At 59.6% G+C, this 23,023-nt stretch carries 17 protein-coding genes, 7 pseudogenes and 1 other annotated feature; of the genes and pseudogenes, 7 read left to right on the top strand and 17 right to left on the bottom strand.

Annotated features, from left to right (window positions below):
• Positions 1-25: 25 nt before the first annotated feature.
• A pseudogene (locus tag WOC76_RS21200) lies at positions 26-375 on the bottom strand (PQQ-dependent dehydrogenase, methanol/ethanol family); the annotation flags it as partial.
• 554 nt (positions 376-929) lie between these two features.
• Here WOC76_RS21200 and WOC76_RS21195 point away from each other — a divergent pair.
• Positions 930-1,367, top strand: a complete 438-nt coding sequence (locus WOC76_RS21195) for a trehalose-phosphatase (RefSeq protein WP_341431580.1) — start codon at positions 930-932, stop codon at positions 1,365-1,367.
• A 499-nt stretch (positions 1,368-1,866) separates the two neighbouring features.
• Here WOC76_RS21195 and WOC76_RS21190 read toward each other — a convergent pair whose 3' ends face one another.
• On the bottom strand, positions 1,867-2,844 hold the full coding sequence (locus WOC76_RS21190) for a sensor histidine kinase (protein ID WP_341102002.1): 978 nt from the start codon (positions 2,842-2,844) through the stop codon (positions 1,867-1,869).
• Between the two features lie 1,106 nt (positions 2,845-3,950).
• Between WOC76_RS21190 and smbP the strand changes: the two genes are divergently transcribed.
• Positions 3,951-4,289: a small metal-binding protein SmbP gene (gene smbP, locus WOC76_RS21185; protein ID WP_341102004.1), complete on the top strand. Its 339-nt coding sequence runs from the start codon at positions 3,951-3,953 to the stop codon at positions 4,287-4,289.
• Positions 4,290-5,032: 743 nt separating this feature from the next.
• On the opposite strand, the pseudogene WOC76_RS21180 reads toward smbP, so the two are convergent.
• Positions 5,033-6,373 (bottom strand): annotated as a pseudogene (locus WOC76_RS21180) (IS1380 family transposase).
• A gap of 223 nt (positions 6,374-6,596) precedes the next feature.
• On the opposite strand from WOC76_RS21180, the gene kdpA reads away from it, so the two are divergent.
• The 3 genes from kdpA (at position 6,597) to WOC76_RS21165 (ending at position 8,584) form a co-directional block, all read left to right on the top strand.
• Positions 6,597-7,769, top strand: coding sequence for a potassium-transporting ATPase subunit KdpA (kdpA, locus tag WOC76_RS21175; protein ID WP_341387502.1), 1,173 nt, complete (start codon positions 6,597-6,599; stop codon positions 7,767-7,769).
• 245 nt (positions 7,770-8,014) lie between these two features.
• Complete coding sequence (locus WOC76_RS21170; protein ID WP_341102006.1) at positions 8,015-8,173, top strand: hypothetical protein; 159 nt, start codon at positions 8,015-8,017, stop codon at positions 8,171-8,173.
• A gap of 24 nt (positions 8,174-8,197) precedes the next feature.
• Positions 8,198-8,584: a hypothetical protein gene (locus WOC76_RS21165; RefSeq protein WP_341102007.1), complete on the top strand. Its 387-nt coding sequence runs from the start codon at positions 8,198-8,200 to the stop codon at positions 8,582-8,584.
• 685 nt (positions 8,585-9,269) lie between these two features.
• On the opposite strand, the pseudogene WOC76_RS21160 reads toward WOC76_RS21165, so the two are convergent.
• From WOC76_RS21160 to WOC76_RS21125, 9 genes and pseudogenes are all read right to left on the bottom strand, one after another.
• Positions 9,270-10,218: pseudogene (locus tag WOC76_RS21160) on the bottom strand (IS630 family transposase).
• A gap of 141 nt (positions 10,219-10,359) precedes the next feature.
• The gene (locus WOC76_RS21155; RefSeq protein ID WP_341102010.1) at positions 10,360-11,553 is read right to left on the bottom strand and encodes an MFS transporter; all 1,194 of its coding nucleotides are present in this window, start codon (positions 11,551-11,553) and stop codon (positions 10,360-10,362) included.
• Positions 11,554-11,735: 182 nt separating this feature from the next.
• Complete coding sequence (locus WOC76_RS21150) at positions 11,736-12,431, bottom strand: IS630 family transposase (RefSeq protein ID WP_341387501.1); 696 nt, start codon at positions 12,429-12,431, stop codon at positions 11,736-11,738.
• Entirely contained in the window at positions 12,428-12,844 is a 417-nt protein-coding gene (locus tag WOC76_RS21145) for a helix-turn-helix domain-containing protein (RefSeq protein ID WP_341387469.1), read from the bottom strand. Before WOC76_RS21145 ends, WOC76_RS21150 begins: the two co-directional genes overlap by 4 nt.
• An 898-nt stretch (positions 12,845-13,742) precedes the next feature.
• The gene (locus WOC76_RS21140; RefSeq protein ID WP_341102015.1) at positions 13,743-14,867 is read right to left on the bottom strand and encodes a hypothetical protein; all 1,125 of its coding nucleotides are present in this window, start codon (positions 14,865-14,867) and stop codon (positions 13,743-13,745) included.
• Positions 14,864-15,244 (bottom strand): annotated as a pseudogene (locus tag WOC76_RS21135) (Vgb family protein); the annotation flags it as partial. The gene WOC76_RS21140 and the pseudogene WOC76_RS21135, both read right to left, overlap by 4 nt.
• 12 nt (positions 15,245-15,256) lie before the next feature.
• The gene (locus tag WOC76_RS21130) at positions 15,257-15,613 is read right to left on the bottom strand and encodes a Vgb family protein (protein WP_341102019.1); all 357 of its coding nucleotides are present in this window, start codon (positions 15,611-15,613) and stop codon (positions 15,257-15,259) included.
• 16 nt (positions 15,614-15,629) lie between these two features.
• A pseudogene (locus WOC76_RS24385) lies at positions 15,630-16,019 on the bottom strand (hypothetical protein); the annotation flags it as partial.
• A 304-nt stretch (positions 16,020-16,323) separates the two neighbouring features.
• Positions 16,324-16,692 carry a hypothetical protein gene (locus WOC76_RS21125; RefSeq protein WP_341102023.1) on the bottom strand — a complete coding sequence of 123 codons (369 nt, stop codon included), beginning with the start codon at positions 16,690-16,692 and terminating at the stop codon, positions 16,324-16,326.
• A 344-nt stretch (positions 16,693-17,036) separates the two neighbouring features.
• Here WOC76_RS21125 and WOC76_RS21120 point away from each other — a divergent pair, with 344 nt between their 5' ends.
• The gene (locus tag WOC76_RS21120; protein ID WP_341387467.1) at positions 17,037-17,828 is read left to right on the top strand and encodes a 3'-5' exonuclease; all 792 of its coding nucleotides are present in this window, start codon (positions 17,037-17,039) and stop codon (positions 17,826-17,828) included.
• A gap of 55 nt (positions 17,829-17,883) precedes the next feature.
• Here the strand turns inward: WOC76_RS21120 and WOC76_RS21115 are convergent, their stop codons facing one another.
• The 4 genes and pseudogenes from WOC76_RS21115 to WOC76_RS21100 form a co-directional block, all read right to left on the bottom strand.
• Complete coding sequence (locus WOC76_RS21115; protein ID WP_341102030.1) at positions 17,884-18,192, bottom strand: hypothetical protein; 309 nt, start codon at positions 18,190-18,192, stop codon at positions 17,884-17,886.
• 48 nt (positions 18,193-18,240) lie between these two features.
• Positions 18,241-19,218, bottom strand: a pseudogene (locus tag WOC76_RS21110) (ATP-dependent DNA helicase); the annotation flags it as partial.
• A protein-coding gene (locus WOC76_RS21105; RefSeq protein ID WP_341101957.1) for an IS3 family transposase occupies positions 19,203-20,437 on the bottom strand; the annotation gives its coding sequence in 2 pieces (ribosomal slippage) (positions 19,203-20,140 and positions 20,140-20,437; 1,236 coding nt in all). The pseudogene WOC76_RS21110 and the gene WOC76_RS21105, both read right to left, overlap by 16 nt.
• Positions 20,031-20,147: a sequence feature (AL1L pseudoknot), on the bottom strand. Its footprint overlaps the gene before it by 117 nt.
• Before the next feature lie 49 nt (positions 20,438-20,486).
• Positions 20,487-21,788, bottom strand: a pseudogene (locus tag WOC76_RS21100) (helix-hairpin-helix domain-containing protein); the annotation flags it as partial.
• A gap of 232 nt (positions 21,789-22,020) precedes the next feature.
• On the opposite strand from WOC76_RS21100, the gene WOC76_RS21095 reads away from it, so the two are divergent.
• Positions 22,021-22,227: a TOBE domain-containing protein gene (locus tag WOC76_RS21095; protein ID WP_281807134.1), complete on the top strand. Its 207-nt coding sequence runs from the start codon at positions 22,021-22,023 to the stop codon at positions 22,225-22,227.
• A 180-nt stretch (positions 22,228-22,407) separates the two neighbouring features.
• Here the strand turns inward: WOC76_RS21095 and WOC76_RS21090 are convergent, their stop codons facing one another.
• Positions 22,408-22,626, bottom strand: a complete 219-nt coding sequence (locus WOC76_RS21090; protein WP_341102041.1) for a hypothetical protein — start codon at positions 22,624-22,626, stop codon at positions 22,408-22,410.
• Between the last annotated feature and the right edge of the window lie 397 nt (positions 22,627-23,023).

Genomic DNA, 23,023 nt, shown 5'->3' with positions numbered 1-23,023 from the left:
TTGCCGACGAGCGCCAAGGCCCTCCTTCGACTTGGACAGGCCCGCCGTGAGGCCGACGCCAGACAGCACCGCCACATAGCGCGACGAGGGTCGTGTCGGCCTGGGTGAGGAAAATTTTGCCGTTTCCATAAGCGAGGCCACGGTTGATCGTGTCGCAGCACATGACCGGCACGACCGACGGGACCTGCTTGGGCTGAGATTTCCAGAGGAGCTGATGCCACGGGTCCTTCAGGTCGAGTGCGTAGACGATGTTGCGAACGGCGTATGCAGCTACATTACGTCGCCAACAACGAGCGGCGAGCCCTCGTTGCCGCGCAGCACTCCGGCCGAAAACTGCTAGGCGGGAGCCAGCTTGCCGACGTTCTCCGTGTTGATCTATAGCCGCGGCGGCGGCCGCCGTCGGGGGAGCAGCGGGGGCAGGCGCCGCGGCGGCTGGAGCTCTTGGCGCGTATTTTGACGAGAGCCGCCACTTCTTCTGTGCGTAGGACTGCCCCGAGGTCACAAAAGCGAGGATGCCCACTGGGGCCGCTAACAAAATTCGAATGATCTTCTTCCCGCAAACCCACGTCTCAGCCGACGTTTTAAAGAAGCCCCGACAATCACCATTTGGGTCTTCGGCAGAACAAGATCCCTACCGTTTTCCACCCTGGAGCTAAGTCGTCACAATTCATCCGCGTCACTTTTGAACAGGCTTGTAAAGTCTCCCTTTATTTTCCTTAATTCGTGCAGATGGAGCAGCGCGAGCCGATCGAGGCAGCGCCTTCCCGAAGGAGTCATGATAACGAGTGAAGCCGCTAGCCCGGGTCGCGTGCATGACGGGCAAACCACTGAGCAGTGAATGCTCATTTCACACTAGATATTCTTAATGCAATCTGCGAGGTAGCTTAGAAATTGAGAGGTTAGAGAGCCAAAACCCAATGGAGGCGCAAGTGACCAAGAAATCCAACTTCAAGACAAACGCCGGCTGGGCTCTCTTTCTCGATTTCGACGGCACTCTCGTTGATATTGCGCCTTCCCAAGAGTCCATCCACGTCCCAGAGGAGTTGCCAGCCCTGCTGGCGCGCGGGGACAACGCGTTGGGCGGCGCCTTAGCGATTGTCACGGGTCGACCGATCGAAACAGTAGACGCTCATTTGGCTCCCTTTCGGCCTATCATTGCGGGGGGGCATGGAGCGGAGTTCCACTTAGGTCACGAGCGGATCTCCTTGTCGGCCCGGCCCCTTCCTGCCGCAATCATCGAAGTCGTGTCGTCGCTCAGCAGGAAATTCGAAGGCGCCAGCATCGAAGCAAAGCGGAGTTCGATGTCGATACATTATCGAACCTCAGGGCTGGCCCCCAGATCGAATACGAGCTACGGCGACCGCTAAAAAGCCGCCTTGGCGATTTCACGATCAGTCCGGGACGAATGGTGTACGAGATTGTGCCTTCGTCAATTGAGCCAGAGCCCTCGACTCCAAAAAGCAAAAAAGTGTCTCAAACCATCTGACGAAGGATACTCGATGAGCTCTCCAGCGGTGCTCTCGTGGAGCATTGCACCTTCCTTGAAATCAAGGAAGCGTTTTGCGCTGTCACGCGTCGACGCCAGTTTCCGAACCCACTTTTGAAGAAACTCAGCTGCACCTACGGGAGCCCTAGAACGGAACGAGTGAACCACGGGCCTGCCGGGCCAGCAATAAATATTTGACGGAAAAGAGGCGCTTCTGACGATTCTGCTTTGCGCTCAACCAAGCGGGCGTGACGAACCGCAAGACGCGGAAGGCACTTTGACAGTCTACTTCAGCCCTTCCGGGGTTTTCGCGCGTCCACACGACCTCGTCAAGATTGAGTATAGGCGCGCATGGAGGAAGGAAGACGAAGCGGATTGCATCAGGACCGAGAAGCGCCAAATTCGACGCTCAGCGAGGCGCCGCCATCATTAGCAACCTCTAATGGACCGCCAAGTTGGTTCGCGAATGCCTCCATAATGCCCATCCCAAGTGAATGAGCTTCGGCGCCGATGGCGTCCTCGCGGATGCCGGGCCCATCGTCTTGAATATCCAAGCGGAGCCGACCCTTAGCTTCCCGAAGGCAGACGTTGAAGGTCCTGCCTCGTCCCTTAGAGAACACATGCTTTGCTGCGTTAATTGCGGCCTCGTTCACCAGGAGGGTTATCGCCGTCATTTGGTCGATCGAGAGGTCCGATACGTCCCTGACGTTTATCCCGACAGTCACCGGCAAGTGTTGGAAGGTGTTTGATAGCATCTCCCTCAAGAGAGGCTCAAGGCCGTTTACGAAAGCGGTTCCGTCATGGAGGTGGCGGTGCAGCTTGGACATCGCGATGATGCGCTCCTCAGCATCGTTTAAGGTTTCAGCCGCCACAACAGGGTTGCGCAGATTTCGCTGCGCGTTCCTGAGCAAAGCGACAACCAATTGCAAGTTATTGGCAACCCGGTGCTGAAGCTCGGAGAATAGGGTCTCCTGCGCCGCCTTGGCGAGATCGAGACGTCTGATTGTCTCGCGCAGGATACCGACCAGAACGACTACGAAACCAGCGACCATCATGAAGCCAAAGAGCGCAGCGGCTTCGCTGGCGTAGTTAAGAGAGAAGACGTCGCTTGGCACGAACAAGAAATACCAGGCAGAGAGTGCGGAAAGGACGAGGACAACGACGCCTTGGGGCCAGCCACAAACCAGGGTGGCAAGCGCAATGGCTGGATAAAATGTGAGGAACTTTAACCCGTGGAGCGAAGGGGCGAAGAGGAAACGTACTGCGAGGCTTGTGGCGAATAGAGCGAGAGCGATAGTCCAAGCCCGGGAGCCCCCGCGGCTTCTCGAAAGTTTACAAAGTTGGTCCAGCCAATTCATCGCTCATACTTCCTCGACAGTTGGGGCTTCCGCACGGATATGGGCGTCGACAACGGTGGCAAGAGGAAGGCGGCTGCAGCTACGAACAGATTTGGAATGCTTTCTTACCGAAATTGGTCCAAGGAAATAAAACGGAAACACCGGCGCCCTATCATCACTTTCGTAGAACAGGTAACTGTCTACGATGGACTCTCTATCTTCAACTTCACGACGCTTCTTCGAAGCGTCGTTTTTTTTGCATTCACTGAGCCACGCCTATCCAGGCCGCTGCGAGAATGTAGCGGTTCGCGTTGAAGAGCGGGGGTCTATTGCCGCCTTTGCTTGGCTGGCGTCAAGAGACGCAGGGATTCGTCATCGGCCATCGGGTGACAGTTCGTTTGAATTAGTTGGTTTGGACGGTTTCGCGACTTGATGACTTTAGGCCCACAGCCATGGCGCAAGGCAGGGACACGAAGGATTTCCTGATGAAGATAGGCTTTGCGCGACGAACGTTGATCTGTCTCAACGGCGTGAGTGGCGATTTTTATCAGACGCCATCGGCGGCGCGACGACGTTTGTGGGCGCAAGTTGGGCGCGCCCGGCGACTCCATGCGTTATAGGCAGGCAACTTCGCGTTGCTTACGAAACGACAACATGCCAGACCCTTCTTATTTGAGCGCCGCTTGGGATCGCTGCGCCGGGCCATAAGCCCTCGCTTGAGCAGAAGACAAGGGCGGAGGCCCTCGCATTTATTCGCTTGTCGCGACCAGGCGTGCTCTCCGCGACTCTCGCATCGGCATGATCGCTTGACTAAAGAACTTTTAGATCGTATCACGTGTAGATAAAAGTCGCAAGACGATTGAAAGTCGCTCCTGAGAATGCTAAATCTTGATGCCGATCTGACCGGAAGGCCCTTGAAGGCCAATGGGTGCCGCCAGATCTGCATGTCGCATATCGGGAAGAGCAAGGGAGTTCGCTAACAGAGCGCCCTGGACTCGATGAATTTGTTGTCGATCTCGACGAATTTATCGATTAAGTGAAGGCCGGTCCTTGCCTCTGGGCTCGGCCATTTCCCGCTGAACGGCCCTATCCCTCAAGCCTGAGGGTTGGCGGAGGGAGGATAGATTATGAACCGTAGAACTTTCACGCTCGCCCTTGGTCTTGGTGTCGCCGTTCTCCTGGGGCCGAGCTTCGCTCTGGCCGAGGACCATCTCGCCGAGGCAATTAGCCATACCAAAGAAGCAATTGAGCATGGCAAGCAGGGCCATGGGGATGTGCTGGTGACACATGCGGAAGCGGCGCTTACCCATGCGGAAGCGGCGGAGAAAGCCAAGGACAATGCCCATACCAAGGAAGGCATCGTCCACCTGAAAGCGGCCATTGATCATGGAAAGCAAAAGCACGCGGATGTCGCGACAAAGCATGCAGAAGAGGCCTTAACGCACCTCGAAGCAGCAACGAAATGATTGCCTGACTTAAGGGTCGTCGCCGGCGGCGGGCTTTAGCTCGCTCTTTGCACCGACCGCGGAAGTCGAAAAGGAGCAACTGGCTCGATGAAGAACGGCCAGGAAAGTTTCTTTCGGGAGACAAAAATGGGCTTCTCATCCGGCGGTCGTGCGCCTGTTTCTGAGGCTTGTATATTTTGGGTATGAGCAATGGCCAAAATACTTCTTATAGATGTTGATCGTCCCGGCGAGCCATTACTTGTGGAGGTCGAAGAAATAAGGGGAGATGTGTTGGTTTTGTCGGTACCCAACACATCTGTCTTATTCTACATGCGGCGCGGCCCTTCGACATTGGCTTTCAAAGGGTCAATTGGGGGTCGAGATTTTATTTTCGATCCTAGCACGTTAAAACGTGCAAATGGCATGCCCAGGAAAGCACGCCCCGTTGAGGGTGAAGAGAAACGCCCTTCGAGCGGGATGTAATTATTCCTTATGGCTTTCGCTATGTATGACGCTAATTGTCTTGCTGCAACGCGTTAGCTGCCAAAACGCCTCATGGGCTCGGATGGTCCCTGGAAATGACGAGCCCACTAGCCCGTCCTATTCACCCAGCCGACGGGCTTTGCTGAATTTTTCCGCGGTATGATCGCGGACGGGTGTCTGCCTTTGCGTTTTACCGCTGGGTGGTTCCGCACTTTTTGAACGCGTTAGAGGTGAACGGATTGGGCTCTCTGGGGCTGCGGACGGGGTCTCTGCCCCGTCGTTCACGGTCCTGCCGGCTGTAACGCGCCGGCTAGACATCGGAATAGCTCGGCTTGTGGGCAAGCGCTGGCGAGCGCAAGGCGGATGCGGCTTGCGGTCTCGACGATGCGCGCGCCGATCTTGAGCAGCTTCTCGCGCAAGGTGGCAAATTCGGCGACTGCGAGCGGATGGAGTTTCGGAATGGCGTCGCGCAGTTCGAGCATCAGCCAGTAGGCGGCAGTATGCAGGAAGAGCCGCATCTGGTTTGCGAGCGGCGTGCGGCAGGAGGTGCGATCCGACGCCAGCTGGCTCTTGTGCAATTTGATCAGATTTTCCATCTGGCCACGCGCAATAGAGCGCGTCGTAGACATGCTCGGGCGAGCCATTTGCAATGTTGGTGACGACATAGCGAATATCGAGCCCCATTTCCGTCGCTTCGATGCGGGCGCAGACGCGGCGCTCGCCCCGCCAGGATTTGGCGGCGTAGTTCGTTTGCGCGTAACCGCGCAGGACAAGCATCTGTTCCAACCCGCGACGGGTGCGGATGTCGTCGGCCTTTTCTTCGACGGCGGCGGCGAGAAGCTTATTGCCGGACAGGCCGAAAACATAATCGAGGTCATTGTCCTCGCACCAATCCATCACCTCGCGGCGGCCATAGTGCCCGTCGCCGCGAATGGTGATCTTCGTCGTCGGCCAATGCGCGCGGATGCGGCGGACGATCCGGCGCAAATGACCGCGCACTTCCTTCCCGGTCGGCGTCTTTCCCGGACGTAGAATGATGGCGACAGGACGTCCGGTCGCGGTGTCGTAAATATGGATCGGCAGGAAGCAGCGCTCATCGTAGTGCGCATTGAACAGTGACAGTTGCTGATGCCCATGCACGACGTCGCAGGTGTCGTCGATATCGAGTGTGACGGCTTCGGAGGCGCAGCGTAGCTGGTGCAGTAAAGATCGATCAGCACGCCGCCAAGCTTGACGATTTCGCGCAAAGTCGGCGCATTCTCCCATCGCGACATGGTCGGCTGCGAGCACAAATCGTTCCCTGTATCGGGCAAGCGCCCGCAGGCGATCTTGAAGGCCGGATCCTTGCGTAGATGATCGAGATCGTCTGCGTCTTCGTAACCGCAAGCGATAGCGAGAATGCGCGCACGAAAAATGCTGGTGAGCGAATGAGTGATCAACAACGGATTGCGCGTACCGGCAATGATGGCTGCGAGCTTGTCCGCCAGCCCCAGCCGGCGCTCGGCTTGCCCCACCAACATCACGCCGGCGTCCGAGGTGATGCGTCCGCCGTCGAATGCGGCGGTGATCTTCTTGCGGTCAACGGCTGGAAACGAAAACGGCAGAAGGCTATCTTCAATCATGGCGGGTGTGGCTGTGATGAGATGGCGTGAGCGATCAGCGTGAGCAACTAATCCATACGTCAAATCAATATTTTACGCCACATCCGCCAGCCCACGATATCCTCCTCGCTGAATAAGATGGGCTAGCCACTATCTTGCTCGCGCGCTCGGGCGAGATTTTGGTTGGCCGTTTGAGGCCAATATCGTGTCGAGGACGAAACCGTTATGACACTCGCGGGTCGACATTGGCGATTTTGAGCCCGACGCAACTGCCGCCGCTCGCGCGGCCAGTCGGACACGACGTCGGAGCCGTCGTTCATGCCTTCCGTCTCCCGCGCTCGAAGGCACAAAGCAGACTATCGCAATCGGCCCGATCGCCAGCCAAGAAGCCATCAAGCTGCTCGGCAACAACGGCGGCGGATATCTGAACGCGAATTCCGCCCACCCCTTTGAAAATCCCAGCGCCTTGACGAACATGTTGGAGTGCTGGAGCCAGCTTTTCCTCCCGGTCGCCTTTGTCTTCATGTTTGGCCGAATGGTTGGCGATCCGCGCCAAGGCCGCAGCCTCTTGGCGGTCATGGCGATCATTTTCATCGTGGGCGTCGCGGCTCTCTATCACGCGGAGGCCGCAGGCAATCCGCTGCTGACAGACATCGGCGTCGATCCCGCCGGGGGCAACCGGGAAGGCAAGGACTTGCGGTTCAGCCAAGCGGGCGCGGCGCTTTTTGCCGCGGCCACGACAGGGACGGGAACGGGCGCCGCCAATGCGACATTCGACTCATTGACGCCCATTGGCGGGCTCGTTCCGATGCTCAATCTTCTGATGGGCTGCATTGCTCCCGGCGGCGTCGGCACAGGACTCTATGTCATCCTTATACTCGCCATTGTCTCCGTCTTCCTGGCCGGGCTCATGGTCGGGCGCACCCCTGAGTACCTGGGCAAGAAGATTGAGGCGCGCGAGATAAGGTTGGCGATGCTGTATGTGCTGCTGACGCCCTTGCTGACGCTCGCCTTCACGGCGGTGTCGGTCAATTTGAAGATCGCGCTCGACAGTCGCGGAAACTCGGGGTCTCATGGCTTCAGCGAGATATTGTACGCCTTCGCCTCGACCACATCTGATAACGGCTCGGCCTTCGGCGGTCTGACGGTCAACACCGTCTGGTTTAACACGACGACCGGCATTGTGATGATTGTCGGACGCGTTGCGAGCGTCGTCCCGATCATGGCCATCGCCGGTTCGCTCGCTCAGAAGAAAAAGGTCCTGCCATCGGCGGGGACGTTTCCCACGGATGGCGCGATGTTCGTGTTTCTCCTTCTGGGGGTGACGGTGATCGTCACATTACTCGATTTCTTTCCGGCGATTACGCTCGGACCTCTCGTGGAGCATCTCCTGCTTTCAAGCGGCAAGGTCTTTTGACCCCGCAGATCACGGGAACGCTCCCCGACAGTTATGGCACAAGGAGTTGAAGACATTTGTCACGTATCCACCGCCGCAAGCCTTTGAAATTCACTATCTCACCCTATCATTCAGCAGAGAAGAAGCTGCACGAGGAATCATCCGAGCGACTGACCCCTTGTGCCGGATGGCCGCAGGAAAGGGGCGCCCAAGCTGGGCGCCTTCAACAATTTATCTCCCCGTATCCCGCTGGAGGAGCCTAACCAATGGGCAAATCGAAGGAGAGGACGTTCGGTAAGAATGGCGAAAATCTGCACGCCCTCTCAGACCGGGCGTGCGCGCCGAAGCGCGCGCCGATCCTCGAATCGAAGAAGGAGCCCCCGGCGAGCAAGGGCCGTGTTCACAAGGGCCGGACGCGCAACTGATCCGGACGACGAAAGGGCCAGTCAATGACGACCTCGAAAACCATCGCCGCCCTGCTCGGGCCGACGCTCCTCGCCACGGCCTTGATGGTGCTCCTTAACCTCGGCGCGATGCCGTCGATGATCGAGGAGCTATCGAAATTTCCTATGATGATCGTGCTCGCGGGCTACGCCGCTTTCGTGCCAGGTCTTGCGATCATCTATTTCCATAATCGCTGGACGGGCGGCTGGCCAGTGCTGATCACCATTTTCGGATGGCTGTCGGTCGTCATCGGCTTCGCACGAATGGTCTTCCCGATGCAGTTGGTGGGGATCATGCAGACGGCGGGGCCAACGTTGCATGTGGCGTTGCCTGTCGTTGGGATTGGTTTCCTGCTGGTCGGCGGCGTGCTATCGTTCAAGGCGTTCACGTAAGATTGACATACGGGCCTTAGGCCACAATCGGCTGGTCGCGCGATTTTTGAAATAAAACGACGTCACATTGCAGGAGGTGCAAGAACGCAACGCTGGCTTTGCGCAGCTTCCTTAACGCCAAAACAAACGAGGTGAGATCTGAAGGCATTGCTCCGAAATCGAAAAGTGTTCACCACGACCCCTCGCTCGCAATCGGAGCCCGCGAGGATATTGGTACAATAGCATGCCAATCGCTCGATCAGCCGCTAATAGGGGCCGATTGGTAGTCGGACGCTCGATCACCGCGGAGCGCAAATGTTTCGGTGCGAGGCGCGAGACAAACGAGAGGCTGATCGGATGGCCGAACCAAGCGCCGCGTGGCCGTCGGCGCCGGTAGAAGGTTGGTTTACCGAGCTCTCCGTCGTAGCGCCTCCCACCGACGGCTGGGCCTCCGTGAAAAGAGGCCCTCGCACGCGCGGAGAAAATTGACGCATCAGCGCCCGGAGACTTTAAGCCGTCTGTCGCATTGGCGCCAATAGGCGGGCCAGTTTGCGGTTGGGTCGGCTATTTTCAGTTCTGCTTTTTGGGCCTTCCATTGGGCGGCGCACTTCCTCTGCCTGGGCTGCTCGCTGGTGAGACGCTTGTCCGCCCGCGCGGATGTTCGAGCGCCGGACCCCGTAGTGGGCCCACCTAGAGCAGACTCCGATCAAGGTGGATCATATCCGCACGCGCCGAAATAGTTTGCGCATTCGACGGGCTTGAAGATGTCGGCGCAGGCTTCGAGTGCGCGGATCAGGCCGCCGACAGATCGCTCGGCGATTTTGCGGAGATAAGCCTTGAGTTTGGAGAAGGCCTTCTCGATCGGGTTCATATCGGGGCTGTAGGGCGGCAGATAGCGCAACTCAGCTCCTGCGGCCCTGATCAACAGTTCCACCCGAGGTCCCTTGTGGGCGGGCAGATTGTCCATGACGACGATATCGCCTCTCGAGAGCGTGGGAACCAGGCAGGTTTCCACCCATTCTTCGAAGAGGGCCGCGTTGATCGGGCGATCGAAGACTTTGGACGCGACGAGCCCGCAGAGGCTCAACCCCGCGACTAGCGTGACCGTCTTGTAATGGCCGTGCGGCACAGCGGCGCGCAGCCGTCGCCCTCGCTGGCAGCGCCCGGCTTTTCGCGCCAGATTGGTCGAGGCGCCGGTCTCGTCGATGAAGACAAGTCTCGTAGGGTCGAGATCGGGCTGCCCCTCAAACCATTCGAGGCGGCGCTTCAGGACGTCCGGACGTTGCTGCTCTGCGGCATGCGCACTCTTTTTTTGAACGTAACGCCATGCCGATCGAAGAAGCGCCATAACACCGAACTCGAAAAATGCTCGTCGCAATTCTTGATCAGGCGCTCCTGAATCTCGAGGAGGGTGATGTCCGGCGTGCGACGGATCAGCCCCAAGAGGTAGTCGCGATGGACTTCGATACGCCCGGAGCGGCGATCGCCGCCGCAAGGCCGGGGCGAGATATCTCCCGTCGTCTCGAAATGCTTGACCCAGCGCACCGCGCTGGCGATGCTGACTTTAAATAGCTTTGCCGCCGCGTTGCGCGACAGCCTCCATCCACAACCACCGCCTCCACAACGCGTTTGCGAAGATCATCGGAAAGCGCCATTCCTGCCGCCTCCTCCTCGCGGCAGGAATTATGAATCAGACTTCAGCCGATTCGGGAATCCTAGACCGATTCAGAACGGTCGGAGCCTGCTCTAGCTTCATGCGTTTTTGAACGTCGTCGTTACGGATCCGCTCCGCTCTTTTAGCCGCTCGGATTTCGGCGCGCTGACACCAGCGAGAGGAGGGCGAGGCTGCCGAGGACGGCGGAGGCAACCCCATAATAGAACACAGCGGCATGCCCCACTTTGTCCCAAAGCAGCCCCGCGACTAGGCTGGCGATAAGTTGCAGCAGGCCAACGGTCGTGCTGAACCAGCCAATGCCTCCGGCCCGCAGATGCTCGGGCACGAAGTCGGACGCAAACGCCTTGCCCACAGAGCGGAAGACGCCCTCGTAAAGCCCGTAGAAAACGAACAATCCCGCGATCATCAGAATGCTGGTGCCCAATGCGAAGCCGAGGTAAGCGATGCCGAAAATGACGAATGAGGCGAGCAGGACATTCTTTCTGCCGAAGCGGTCGGAGAGAGCCCCCGCTGGATAGGAAATCAGCGCTGCGATCAGATTGAACGCGGCATAGATAAGAATGGTCGCTTCAAGAGACACCCCGAAATCCCGCGTGCGCAGAATGAGAAAGGAGTTGCTGGAATTGCCGAGATTGAACAAAGCCGTCACCAGCAGATAGGTCCAGTAGCTCTTGGGAAATCGCCAGATGCTGGCGTCGATTTTCGATTTGGCGGCGGCGGCGGCGGGACGCTCCGTCACCAGGAGAACCATAAGAAAAGCGAGAAGCCCGGGGATCAGCGCCACATAGAAAATCATGCGCATGTCGACATGCAGGGCATAGAGGAGAAAGGCGGCCAGGATCGGCCCCAAAAATGCCCCCGCATTATCGCCGCCGCCTTCGAGGCCAAAGGCCCTGCCTCGGTTCTCATCGTCGACTGAAGACGCGATCAGCGCGTCGCGCGGCGCGGAGCGAATGCCGGAACCCAGCCGGTCGAGGAAGCGAGCGCCAAATACGGCCGGCCACACCGTAGCGACGCCCATCAACGGCTTGCCGAGCGCGGCCATGAAGTAGCCGAGCAAGGCAATCGGCTTTCTTCTTTGCAGCTTGTCCGATAGCGCGCCGGAGAAGCCTTGGACGACGTTTTGGGCGGCTTGGGCGAAGCCCTCGACCAGGCCGACGACGCTACCGGTCGCATGCAGCGTCTGCGTCAAAAAGACCGGCAGAATGGGATAGAGCATTTCCGTCGAAATGTCGGCGAACAAGCTGGCGAGCGCCAAAAGGAATGTGTTGCGGGAGAGCCCCGAAAAGATTTGCCGGGCGGTCGTTGAAGCCATGGCGAGTCCTCGAAGGTGTTGCACGTATCGTTACGGAGCGCTCCCCCTTGAGGGTTTTGCCCTTTGAAAAGGATTGACGCGGGCCAGCATAACGCTAACGTTATCGTATCCCGATAACGGAATACGTAGATTTCGGTCGATGCAGGACAAGCGGATAGACCACTGGCTCGCATTGACATGTCCTAGGCTTGCATCTTCTGCAATTGATCGCACGAAAGCGGCTCGCGGGCCTGAGCAGAGATTCGAAAGTCGTCCAACGGTTGGGTAGCTCGTTCGTCGTTCATGTCGGCAACGGCCTTATGAATGGCGTTTTCGAGTTCGGCTTCGTTCGCGAAGGTCTGATGGGCGAGATGATGGGATTTCAGATCGCGCCATGAACGCTCAATTTCATTGAGTTCCGGTGCATATTTCGGCAGCCATTCCACTGTGAGCCAATGCGCTCGCGCTTCGAGTGCTCTTTTCGTCGCCTTGCTGACATGGATCGGGCCATTGTCCAGCACGATCACAACGGGCTTTCGCATTGCGCCCGGCGAGGGGCCGTAAACACGGTCGATCTCCTCGAGCAGCAGGATGAAGTCGGTGCTGCGCTTGGTCTTGCGGGCGACAACCAGAAGCTCCCCCGATACGGCGTCGCGCGCGCCGAGCATCGCGATCTTTTTCGATTGTCCCGGCGCCGGCACGCGCAAATCGACGCCGCGCTTCGCCCAGGCGCGGGCAAGATAAGGATGGGTGAGCGCTTCGCTTTCATCGGCGTGCAGCAGCACAATGTCGCCAGCCTTCGCTTGCGCTTTGCGCAAGGCGAGCCGAAGCCCGACGCGCGCAATGGCGTCGGCGTCCTGACGGCCTTTCAACGTGTGACGCGGACGGCGGTAGCTCAGACCCCTTTTTTTCGCAGCACGACCGAAAGCCGCGACTTGGAAATGGCGACGCCCGTGCGTCGTTCGATCTCGGACGAAAGCCGTGGCAGCGTCCAGTTCGGACGATCCGCGACAGGAGCGGAAAGAATTTCGTCGGCGACGGAAAGCGCCGCCATCGCCTTGACCGGCGGGCGTCCGGTCGCCGTGCGCGACGCCAGCCCGTCGACGCCCTCGCGCATAAAAGTCGAGCGCCAGTCGCGCACGACATCTTCGCGAACGCCGAAAGCCGCGCCGATGCGCGCGCTCGTCCAGCCGTCCAGGGTCAGCAAAATCGCCCGAGCCCGGTCCGCCTCGCCGCGGCCGTGCGACGACGCCAGTTGCGCAAGCCGCGTTCTTTGCTCCTGCGTCGCTGCGACAGGAGATCGTCCAACCATGACGCCCCCTCCGCCGCCACGAATCACCGCAAATTACATCCGTTGGCAGAGTTCGGGAATCCTGCTTAGCCTTCAATCACCGGTCGAAACCCGCCTTGCCTATGTTCCTTCTGGGCATGACTTCATTGGTCCATCGCCGCCTCTCCTTTGAGACTGCGGCGTTAGCCGAGCGCACGGCGCGGCCTTCGTCGCCAGTCTCGGCCAAGACGCTGTTCGCCGCCTCAGCCCACAGCCTACAGAGGTGCAGGGTATCGGCTTTGTGCGTATGCCGAGGGGCGTCTTCCGGTTGCCAAGGCAATAAGGCTTCCTCCGATGCGCCAGATAAGGTGGCTAACCTGGTCGCGCTTAGTCGGGGTCAAGGGCATGGATCAAGGGCGTGCGCTTTATCCGATCCAATGCGAATTGTCTTGCAATCCATAAGGTGGTTTCCACCGCTTCCAAGCCAGACACACTATAGAGCCAGCCCTTCGGCGTCAGATGGACGCCCCATCCCCATCACCATTTTATTGCTAACGGGCGTCGCGCTCGAAATCTCGCTGCGCTGAACCCTCTTGCGCCAAAAGCCCGGATAGCCGCAGCCTCGCTTGGCTCGCTGTACCGAAGATCGGGGCTCCTGCCCTAGATGAGGCCCCCCGACACAACCTTACCGGCGATCTCCGAGTCGCGCCTCGGGAAAGGGCGGACAGATGAAGGGCCTCAACTGCCCTTGGCGGATTCTCCGATCCAAGTGATTGACTCCCGCGGGCCGCGCCTGCATGAGCATCGTTTCGTCGCCGGGACCAGGGTCGGGCTAGTCGCTCAGCCTCAGACCCGCTTTGGCGTAATCGTCTATAGCAGTCGCTTTCATTTTCAAACTCCTTGGCTGGCGCTGCCGTTCCGTCTCGCCTGCCTTTGCAACTCAAAGGCGGTGGGACTCGGTTTCGACCAGCATCTGTTGCAGCCATTCCATATAGGGGGTGCCGCCGGTTCCCCGCCGATCGTCAGTCCAGCGACTGATGTATTCTTCGGCCCAGCGGTAATGGACACGGCGAAAGGCCGCCATCGCGTCGAGGATGGCGTTGTGCGGCTCCTTGACTTCAAGGGGGCGAAGGTCGGGCATGGCCGCGACCTCCTCGATCAGCGCCCGATGCTCGGCCGGCATGTAGTTGCGCATATCGTCGAGGTGATCCGTAAGAGCGGAGCGGCGGTGGGGAATTTTCATGAGGGCGATCAACGTCGGCATGATGCTGCTTTGCGCCCCGGTCTCGCCCCGAAACTGCATGGGGGCGTGGTCGACGCCCTCATAGGTCACGTTTTCGAAGAAGCGGATGTAAGGCCGGAAGGTCCTATAGTATAGCGTCGCGTCCATGTGCTCCGGGATGCGCTTCAGCACCTCGACCTGTCGATTCACGGCGTTTGCAATGCGCCACACTTCGGTGCTGAGATCTACTTCCGGGTTATCCGCCAGCCCCCGCTTGATCGTGGCGATCGTGCTGAGGATCTCGGCTGCGATCGCCTCAATCTCGACATGCACGAGGATGAACCAGCGCTCGTCGTACAGGTGGACGAAATTTTGGATGGTGTCGATGTTGCCGAGCGCGATCGGGCCGTCCTTGCGGAACCGCTTCCAATTGTACAGCGCATAGCCGTCATAGCTCAGGATTGGCGGGCGCCCGAGCAGCCTCGTCACGTCGACGAGAGGTCCGGCAAGGTTGTGGGGAAGAGTCGTCGCCGGCTCCTCGCCGACCTGGTTGACATAGGCGGAAGCGAGGAAGCCAACCCGCACGTAGTAGAGACGAAGCTGCGGCAGCGTCTCGGCGGAAACGGGGTCTTTCCACTTCGGAATATGCAGGGCGCGCGCATAGGTCCGAAATCCCTTGTCGTAAAGCAGGCTCGGCAGGTCGCGCCCGATCTCGTCCAGCGCGGCGTAGGGCGAGCCAAAGGGAAACGCGGCGAGGGGATCGGCGTCTGGAAGAAAGCCGCGGCGGGTGTATGCCGGCTTCAGCAATTCGCTGCCCTCGGACATCACGGCCGGTATGCTCACTGCGCTCTCCTGGTGATGTCGACGAGCGCAATCGCATTGGCCCCACTGCACGCGAGCGCGAGGCCGCCGTTGGGCGCCGGCGCCATATTGCGGACCACGCCGCCGCCGGAGGGTATCGGCCACCGCTCGAATGTCTGGGTTTTCGGATCGAATCGTGTCAGCATATTTGACGAGGCGGCCGACTCCACGTACCAAATGACGTCGTCAACGACGGCGATGGCGTAGGGGCCGGAGTCTCGCCCGCCGGGCGACGGCCACTCCGAGACCTCGCCGGTCTTCGGATCCAACCGGCCGAGATATCCTCTGGCGTAGTCGGTGTACCAAATAGCGTCGTCACTCGTCGCCGCAATCCGCCGCGGGCGCGCGTCGGGGTTCGGGAGGGTAAATTCCTAGATCTTCAACGTCGCCGGATCGACGCGCGCGATTTTGTTTGAGCCGAACTCGGCGAAGAAGGGAATCCCTTGGGAATTCACCAATAAGCCATAGGGAAGCGAATGGGCTGTTGGTGACGGGATGAGTTTGATCTCGCCCGTCGCCGGATCGAGACGGCCGAGCATGTTCCCCCCGATGACGGTGAACCACAGAACTCCCTTCTGGTCGAAAACGGGGGTGTGCGGGTCCCGGGCGGCCGGGTCGGGCAGCGTGAACTCGCGAACATCGCCCGACGCGGGGTCGAGCTTGCCAAATGAAGCCTTTGAAGCTTGCTGTGAACCAGATTGCGCCAGTCGCGTCAGCGACCAGCCCATGCGGCCCCGAGTCGGGCGTTTTCAAACGGTATTCCTGAAACTGCCCGGTCTTTGGATCGAGCCGCCCGAGAAGATTGGCCATTTGGCCAGTGTACCAGATCGCTCCGTCGCGCGTCGCAAGTGGATCGTGCGGATGCGCGCCAGCCGTGGGCGTGCGCCATTCCTTGATATCGACGCGAACGTCGTCGCCGGCCGCGCGAGCCGCTGCGCTATCGGAAGCCTCTGGTTTGGCGTTTGTCGCGGTCGTTTGGAGGCGAAGCTGGCGATCGGCGTCGCAACTCGATCGATCCCAGGTCGGGCATGCCAGCTCGACAGGCGAAACGCTCGCAACTTCCCGCGGCGAATAAGCGGCCGAGGGAGTTACGAAGGCGCTAGCAGCGAAAACCAAGCTTGGGAGGGAGGGCATGTTCGCGTCCGGAGCAGTTGCCTCCCGCAATTAGCGCTCGCGTGGCTCGTATCAATTTGGGTCCGAAATGCCGTCGCTCAGTCTCAAAGGCGCGTCGCCTCTGGCAGGCCGGCTGCATCGTGGAGACATGAACGAGAGCAAGTCTCGCCGATCGAGCAGCGCTGCCCCAGCACCTTTCCGAGAAGAGGGATCTCAGGTGGAAAACTGGCAACCGCCCATAGGCCGCCGTCGCTGTCGACGCTCTCGCAGCGATTTCTCCCATTTGGTCGCCGGCTGAAACCGCTCCAAATGCACAGGGCTTCTGTCAGCAATCGCGTGACTGCTTGGCGGAAATGCTGTAGCGAACGATTCGTCCATGCAAATACTGGGGTGCACAATGGCAAGAAGAACGACTGCGAAGAAGACTGCGCGTAAAGGCGCCACGAAGAAAGCCGCTCGCAAAGGCCCGGCGAAGAAAGCCGCTCGGAAAGTCACTGCGAAGGCTGCTGTCAAGAAAGCCACGCGCAAAGCGCCGGCAAAGAAGCGGACCCGGAATCCCCTGGCAACGGCGACCGCCGCCCATCAGGTGGCCGAAAAGAAGCTCACTGTCGCCAAAAAGGCTTATGATCGCGCTGTCGTCACCGAAGCGCGCGCCGCCGAGAAGCTCAAGAAAGTGAACGAGAAGATTGCGCAAAAGGCCATAAAGCTGCGGTCTTCAACGGCGTCTGGCAATTCTGAGACGTAAGGACTTTGTCCACGGCGAAAGCGACATTGAGCCCGCCGCGAGGTGGGCTTTTTCCCCATGGAAAGCAGCCTGTAAGACTTGAATCGGGTACGCGAATAAACCGGTGCGCTTGATAGGACCGCGATGGTAAGCCCTGATGGCTTTCTGGTCTGGCTGGCGGCAGCATACTCCCTAGCGACGCCAATCATCGCAGCCGTTTATTGGCGCAGTTACGGGACCGGCTAACTTCATGTGGTTATCAGATTCTCTCGCCTCCACGCTTGTCTCGCTGCTCAAGACATGGGACTTGATCCATGACCACCCTGGTCGTCTTCGATATTGAAGCTGTTCCTGACCTTGGCGTGGGCCGGCGACTTCTCGGTCAGCCGGAAGATGCGCCGGATGCCGACGTCAGGAGAATGCTGGGGGAGCGCTACGGGCGCGATGGTCAGGATCCGTCGACCGTCTTCCTCAAGACGCCGGTCTATCGGATTGTCTCTATCGCCGCCCTCTATGCGAAACGGGACGAGGGGGGCGGCCCGTGGACTGTGAGCCAGTTCGGCAGCCGATCGATCGCCGAGAAGAGCGAGGCCGAATTGCTGCTCGGCTTCGTTAAAAGCTTGCCGGTAGACGGACGCGGCACGGGCCCCATGCTTGTGACCTTCGGCGGCAATGGTTTCGACCTTCCATTGCTACGTTATCGGTCGTTTGCTCTCGGTGTCCCCCTGCCTGGACTCTACAATGGCGGCCGCCGTAATTATTGGCATCGCTTCGGCCAGGATCACCTCGATCTATGCGATGTCCTGTCAACTTATGGCGCTTCGACGAAGCCCAGTCTTGCCGAGATGGCGGCCTTGGCGAACATTCCGGTAAAGATCGGCGGCGTCGACGGCAGTCAGGTTGAGGCTCTCGTGACGGCGGGTCAGCTAGCCGAGGTGGCAGACTATTGTTTGACCGACGTCATCGCCACTTATTGTGTGTTCCTCCGCTATGAAATGGCGCGCGGCGATCTGAGGCAAGCCCATTTCGACGCGTCCATGGACAACCTTCGGTCAACCATTCAGAGACACATTGAGCAGAGGCCGCTCCTGTCAGCGTTCCTCTAACACGCGGGCCCGCTATCGCATTGGTCCGGGGGATTTGAATTCTCGGAGCAGCGGCTCATTTCAACGACATGACTTGGCTCAAGTCCCAGAATGTGCCGCGCCAGTTGGAGATCTGGCCCTCGTTGCCACATGCGTGACACCGCCAGACCACAAGACCTCTTTCAGTGAGACTGATGTCGACGGCGCTATCTTTCGATTTGCGGCATTTGAAACAGGTCGGCCGAGGCGCGTCGTCCGGCCGCCTTTTGTTGGAGGCGTAAGCGACCGCGGCGGTCGCGAATTCCGCGATCTTGCGGCCCGGGCCTTTGTCGACGGCGATTGCGCCTTTGGCGTCCAGATAGTGGTCCAAGGAAATCACATACATCGATCGCGACTCTCCGGTTTCAATTTCTTTAGATCGCAAAGCCATAGATCAAGCCACGCTCATCGGCGGGATCGAGGAGCATGGAATCGCGAGCCACTCTCGAAGTTTCGTCCAGCGCCGACGGCCGGAAATGTTTTTTACCGCTATCGCCACTGCTTTCGCTTGGCCGACTAGCACTACGAGCTTCTTACCGCGAGTCACGCCGGTGTAAATCAGATTGCGCTTAAGCATGGCATAATGCTGCGTCATGACGGGAATGACGACAGCTGGATATTCCGACCCTTGGGACTTGTGAATCGTGGCGGCATAGGCCGGAACGAGCGTGTCGAGTTCGCCGAATTCATAGGTGACAGAGCGGCCATCGAAATTCGCTGTCAGCTCTCCCGTGTCGGCGTCGACGTCCTCTACATAGCCGACGTCGCCGTTGTAGACCTCCTTGTCATAGTCGTTCTCGATCTGCATCACCTTGTCTTTGGGCGCGAATGTCCAGCCAAAGCGCTCCACTTTCTTCTCGCCTGCGGGATTCAGGGCGGATTGCAACTCGACGTTCAGCGCGCGAGCGCCGACGCCGCCGCGGTTCATCGGACACAGAACCTGAATGTCGCGGATCGGATCGAAGCCGAAGCGCGCCGGTATGCGACTTTTGACGAGATTGACGATCGTGGGGACGGCCTTCTCCAGATCTGCGGCCCTCACGAAATAGAAATCGCTATCACTCGCTGGTCGTCCGAGGTCAGGCATGAGTCCCTTGTTGATGTTATGGGCCGCCATGATGATCCGGCTCTGCGCCGCCTGCCGAAATACTTCCGTCAGGCGCACAACGGGAACAGCGCCGGACTCAATGATGTCGGCGAGGACTTGTCCAGGGCCAACAGAGGGCAGCTGGTCAATATCGCCAACGACCAGCAAGGCGGCGTCATTGGGCAATGCCTTGAGCAGCGCCTGCATGAGCATCACGTCAACCATCGAGGTGAACCGCCCCGGGTTTGCCGGAGGCCGTTTCGTTTGAGTCACGCCGCCATGGCGTGCTCCTCGATTTGCGCATAGTAGCGCGCTTCTGCCTCGGCCGGCGGAATGTTTCCGATCGGCTCCAGCAATCTCTTGTTGTTGAACCAGTCCACCCATTCAAGCGTGGCGAACTCCACCTGCTCGAGGCCGCGCCACGGTCCGCGCCGCCAGATCACCTCGGCCTTGTAGAGCCCGTTGATCGTCTCGGCGAGCGCGTTGTCGTAAGAGTCGCCGACGCTGCCGACTGAGGGTTCGACACCGGCGTCCGCAAGTCGCTCCGTGTATTTGATCGAGACATATTGCACGCCGCGGTCGCTGTGATGAACGAGACCGCCGCGAAGAGGCTGTCGATCGCACAACGCCTGTTCCAGCGCGTCGAGCACGAAGGGCGTCTGCGCCGAACGCGAGACTCGCCACCCGACAATCCGCCGGGCGAAGACGTCGATAACGAAAGCGACATAGACGAAGCCCTGCCAGGTCGCGACATAGGTAAAGTCGGCTACCCACAGCCGGTTTGGCCGATCCGCCGCGAACTGTCGGTTCACCTTGTCTCTCGGACAGGGCGCCTTGCTGTCGCTCACAGTGGTTTTTGCCGGCCGACCGCGCACGACGCCCTGCAAGCCCAGGCGCCGCATGAGCCGCTCCACCGTGCAGCGCGCGACATCCTCCCCCTCGCGCCGCAGCTGCCGCCACACTTTTCGAGCGCCGTAGACGGAGAAGTTCTCCGCGAACACGCGGCGGATCTTCTCGCCGAGCGCCCGGTCCCGACGCCCCCGCGTCGACAGCTTCGTCTCATCGCGCCGCTGCGCTGCATGCGAGCGATACGTCGACGGGGCGATCGGCAAAACCTTGCAGATCGGCTCGACCCCGTAGCTCTCCCGGTGCGCGTCGATGAAGGCGATCATGGTTTCGACCGGCGGTCGAGCTCCGCCTGAGCAAAATACGCCGAAGCCTTCCGCAAAATGTCATTGGCCTGCCGGAGTTCGCGGTTCTCCCGCTCCAGCGCCTTCAGCCGCGCCCGTTCGTCCGACGTGACGCCGGCGCGCGAGCCGGCGTCTCGCTCCGCCTGTCGGACCCAGCCGCGAAGCGTCTCGCCCGTGCAGCCGATCTTCCCGGCAATCGAGGCGATCGTCGCCCATTGCGAGGCGTGGTCCCCCTGGTGCTCCAGCACCATCCGAACCGCCCGCTCCCGAACTTCAGGTGAAAATCTGTTCGATGTCTTCTTCTTCGCTTCCATAGCCCCAGTCTCTCAAGAGTTGGGGCCTCCGGCAAACCCGGGGCAGTTCAGAGGCCTCGTCGACGACGAGGAGTTCGCAGTCGATCGGGCTGTCGACGTTCTTCTTGAACCCGCCGTTTTTGGGATCGACTTCGAGGAGCCGATGAATTGTCTTGGCCTCGAAGCCCGTCGCTTCCGTCATGCGCTTGGCGGCGCGGCCCGTCGGGGCGCAAAGGGAAAGCTTGACGCCCTTGGCCGCCAGGATGCGCAAGATCGAATTGACGATCGTGGTCTTTCCAACGCCCGGCCCGCCGGTGATGACGAGGACCTTCGTCATCAAAGCCAGGCGAATGGCCTCATTCTGGCGCTCCGCCAGCGCCAGGCCGGTTTTCTGTTCGATCCAGGGGAGGGCCTTGGTTGGATCGATCCACGGCCAGGGCAGCTTGCCATTGAGGAGAGTTTGCAACCTCTCGGCAATCGTCTGTTCGGCGCGGTAGAGGCCGGTCAGAAAAACGCAATCCGTCTCGGCGACCTGGTCTCGCACGACGACGCCTTCGCTCAACTCCAGGGCCATGGCGGTCTGGACCAATTCTTGAGGGACTTCCAACAGTTCTCCCGCGAGCGGCAGCAGCTTGTCGATTGGCAGCCCGCAGTGTCCTTCGTCCATGCCTTCGGTGAGCGCGTAGGAAATTCCCGCGCGCACGCGGATCATCGCCGTCTTCTCGATCCCGAGCTTCATGGCGATGGCGTCCGCCGTCTTGAAGCCGATCCCGCGAATATCTCGGGCGAGGCGATAGGGGTTCTTCGTCATCACCTGTATGGCGTCAGCGCCATAGGTCTTGAAGATGCGGACAGCCCGCGCGGTGCCGACGCCGTGACTGTGGAGGAACACCATGATCTCCCGCACGACTTTTTGGTCGGCCCAGGCGGAAACGATGCGCTGGGCCCGGATCGGGCCAATGCCGTCCACTTCTTTCAGCCGATCGGGCTCGGCTTCAATGACGTCGAAGACCTTGTCGCCGAACGCCTTGACCATGCGCTTGGCGTAGGCCGGCCCGATGCCCCGGATCATCCCCGATGCAAGATATTTCTCGATGCTTTCGGCGGTCGTTGGGGCCGATGTTTTCAGGAACCGGGCCTTGAATTGCTGGCCATGGTTTCGGTCGTTGACCCACTCGCCAGTGACCGTGATCCATTCCCCAGCGGAAATCGTCGCGGCATGGCCGACGACAGTGACGAGGTCGCGATGACCGCGCGCCTTCACGCGCAAGACGCAGAAGCCATTCTCCTCATTGTGGAACGTCACGCGCTCGACAATCCCGGCGAGAACTTCTCCGGCTCGATCTGGCGGGATGCGTTGTGGGGCGGTCATGGCATGATGCGTTCCGGTTGACGGAGCCGGCAGATTAGCGTCATTCCGCGATCGCTCACAGCTACGCTAGTCGCGACCCTTTGACCGAAGCTTTCGCCGAGCCGTTACGGACGGGCGCGGTGGCGATGGTGCGCCATTCAAGGCCATCTGCCAAGTTGACGCACCGGGGTGACGGGTGCGGCGACCGAACCTATGTAAGACCTGCATTTTACTGTAAGTCGGAGGATTGAGCATGAAACTTTCGGCGCGGAACGTCCTCGAAGGGACCGTCAAGGAAATCAAAAAAGGCGCAACGACCGCTCACGTTCTCATTGACGTGAAAGGCATCACAATCACGGCGTCAATCACGAACGAGTCGGTGGACGAACTCGGATTGCACGTCGGCGGCAAGGCCAAGGCTATCATCAAGTCTTCCGAGGTAATTGTCGGAGTCGACTAACAGCGACCAAGGCAACGGCCGCTGAGAGATAGAGAGCCTGGGGCTTGGTTTTACTTCAAGCCCCAGCTGTGGCCGGCCTTGCGCAAGCGCCTACAGGGGCGCGCCCCTACCAAACGAATGGGCCCGCCGATCGGCGCGCATCCAAGGAAGTCAGAAGCTCGCTTAAGCGGTCAAGCGACGCTAATTTAGCGTCTCTCCACGAAGACCGATCTCCGTCGGGAAGGGCGGCAACTGCCCGTAGGTTGCTGCGGCTGTAAGGGCTCCCGCAGCGATTTCACCCATTCGATCGAGAAGATCACCCGACAGAGCGACCGAACACGGTCGAGTTGTCGTCAAGTCGACAATCTCCGTCAGCGCCTCGGTCAGGATTGCGAGTTGAGCAGCGGCATCGTTCGTCATAAGCGACTTCTCAGAACTCTCACTCATTTAGCAATGGGGCAAAACCAGCGTCCCCATGCAACAGCATTACATCTATCCTCGACAACAGGGAACGGAGGAACCGCCATGCGACCGCGCGTCTCATAGAGCCGAGAGCGCGTAGCCCATGAGAGCGGTCATCCCAAGGCGCTAAAACTATATTTTACGATAGTAGATGTCGGCCTCCAAAAGGGGGCGCCGCGCTTTGGCGTCAACACGGATCAATCTTGATCGAATAGCCATACGAGCGCCTATCGGCGATCTAGACGGCTGTTTCCAAGCTATTTTGTGCATTGTGCCTTGTTTGAAATCCTTAGAGACAATCGCCGTCCTATGGCCGAGATTCCGCTAGAGATACAAAAATTGTGGTCGCGCCGCT

Source organism: Methylocystis sp. IM3 (assembly GCF_038070105.1).
Classification (GTDB): Bacteria; Pseudomonadota; Alphaproteobacteria; order Rhizobiales; family Beijerinckiaceae; genus Methylocystis.
This window is presented reverse-complemented; position numbering and strand designations above follow the sequence as displayed.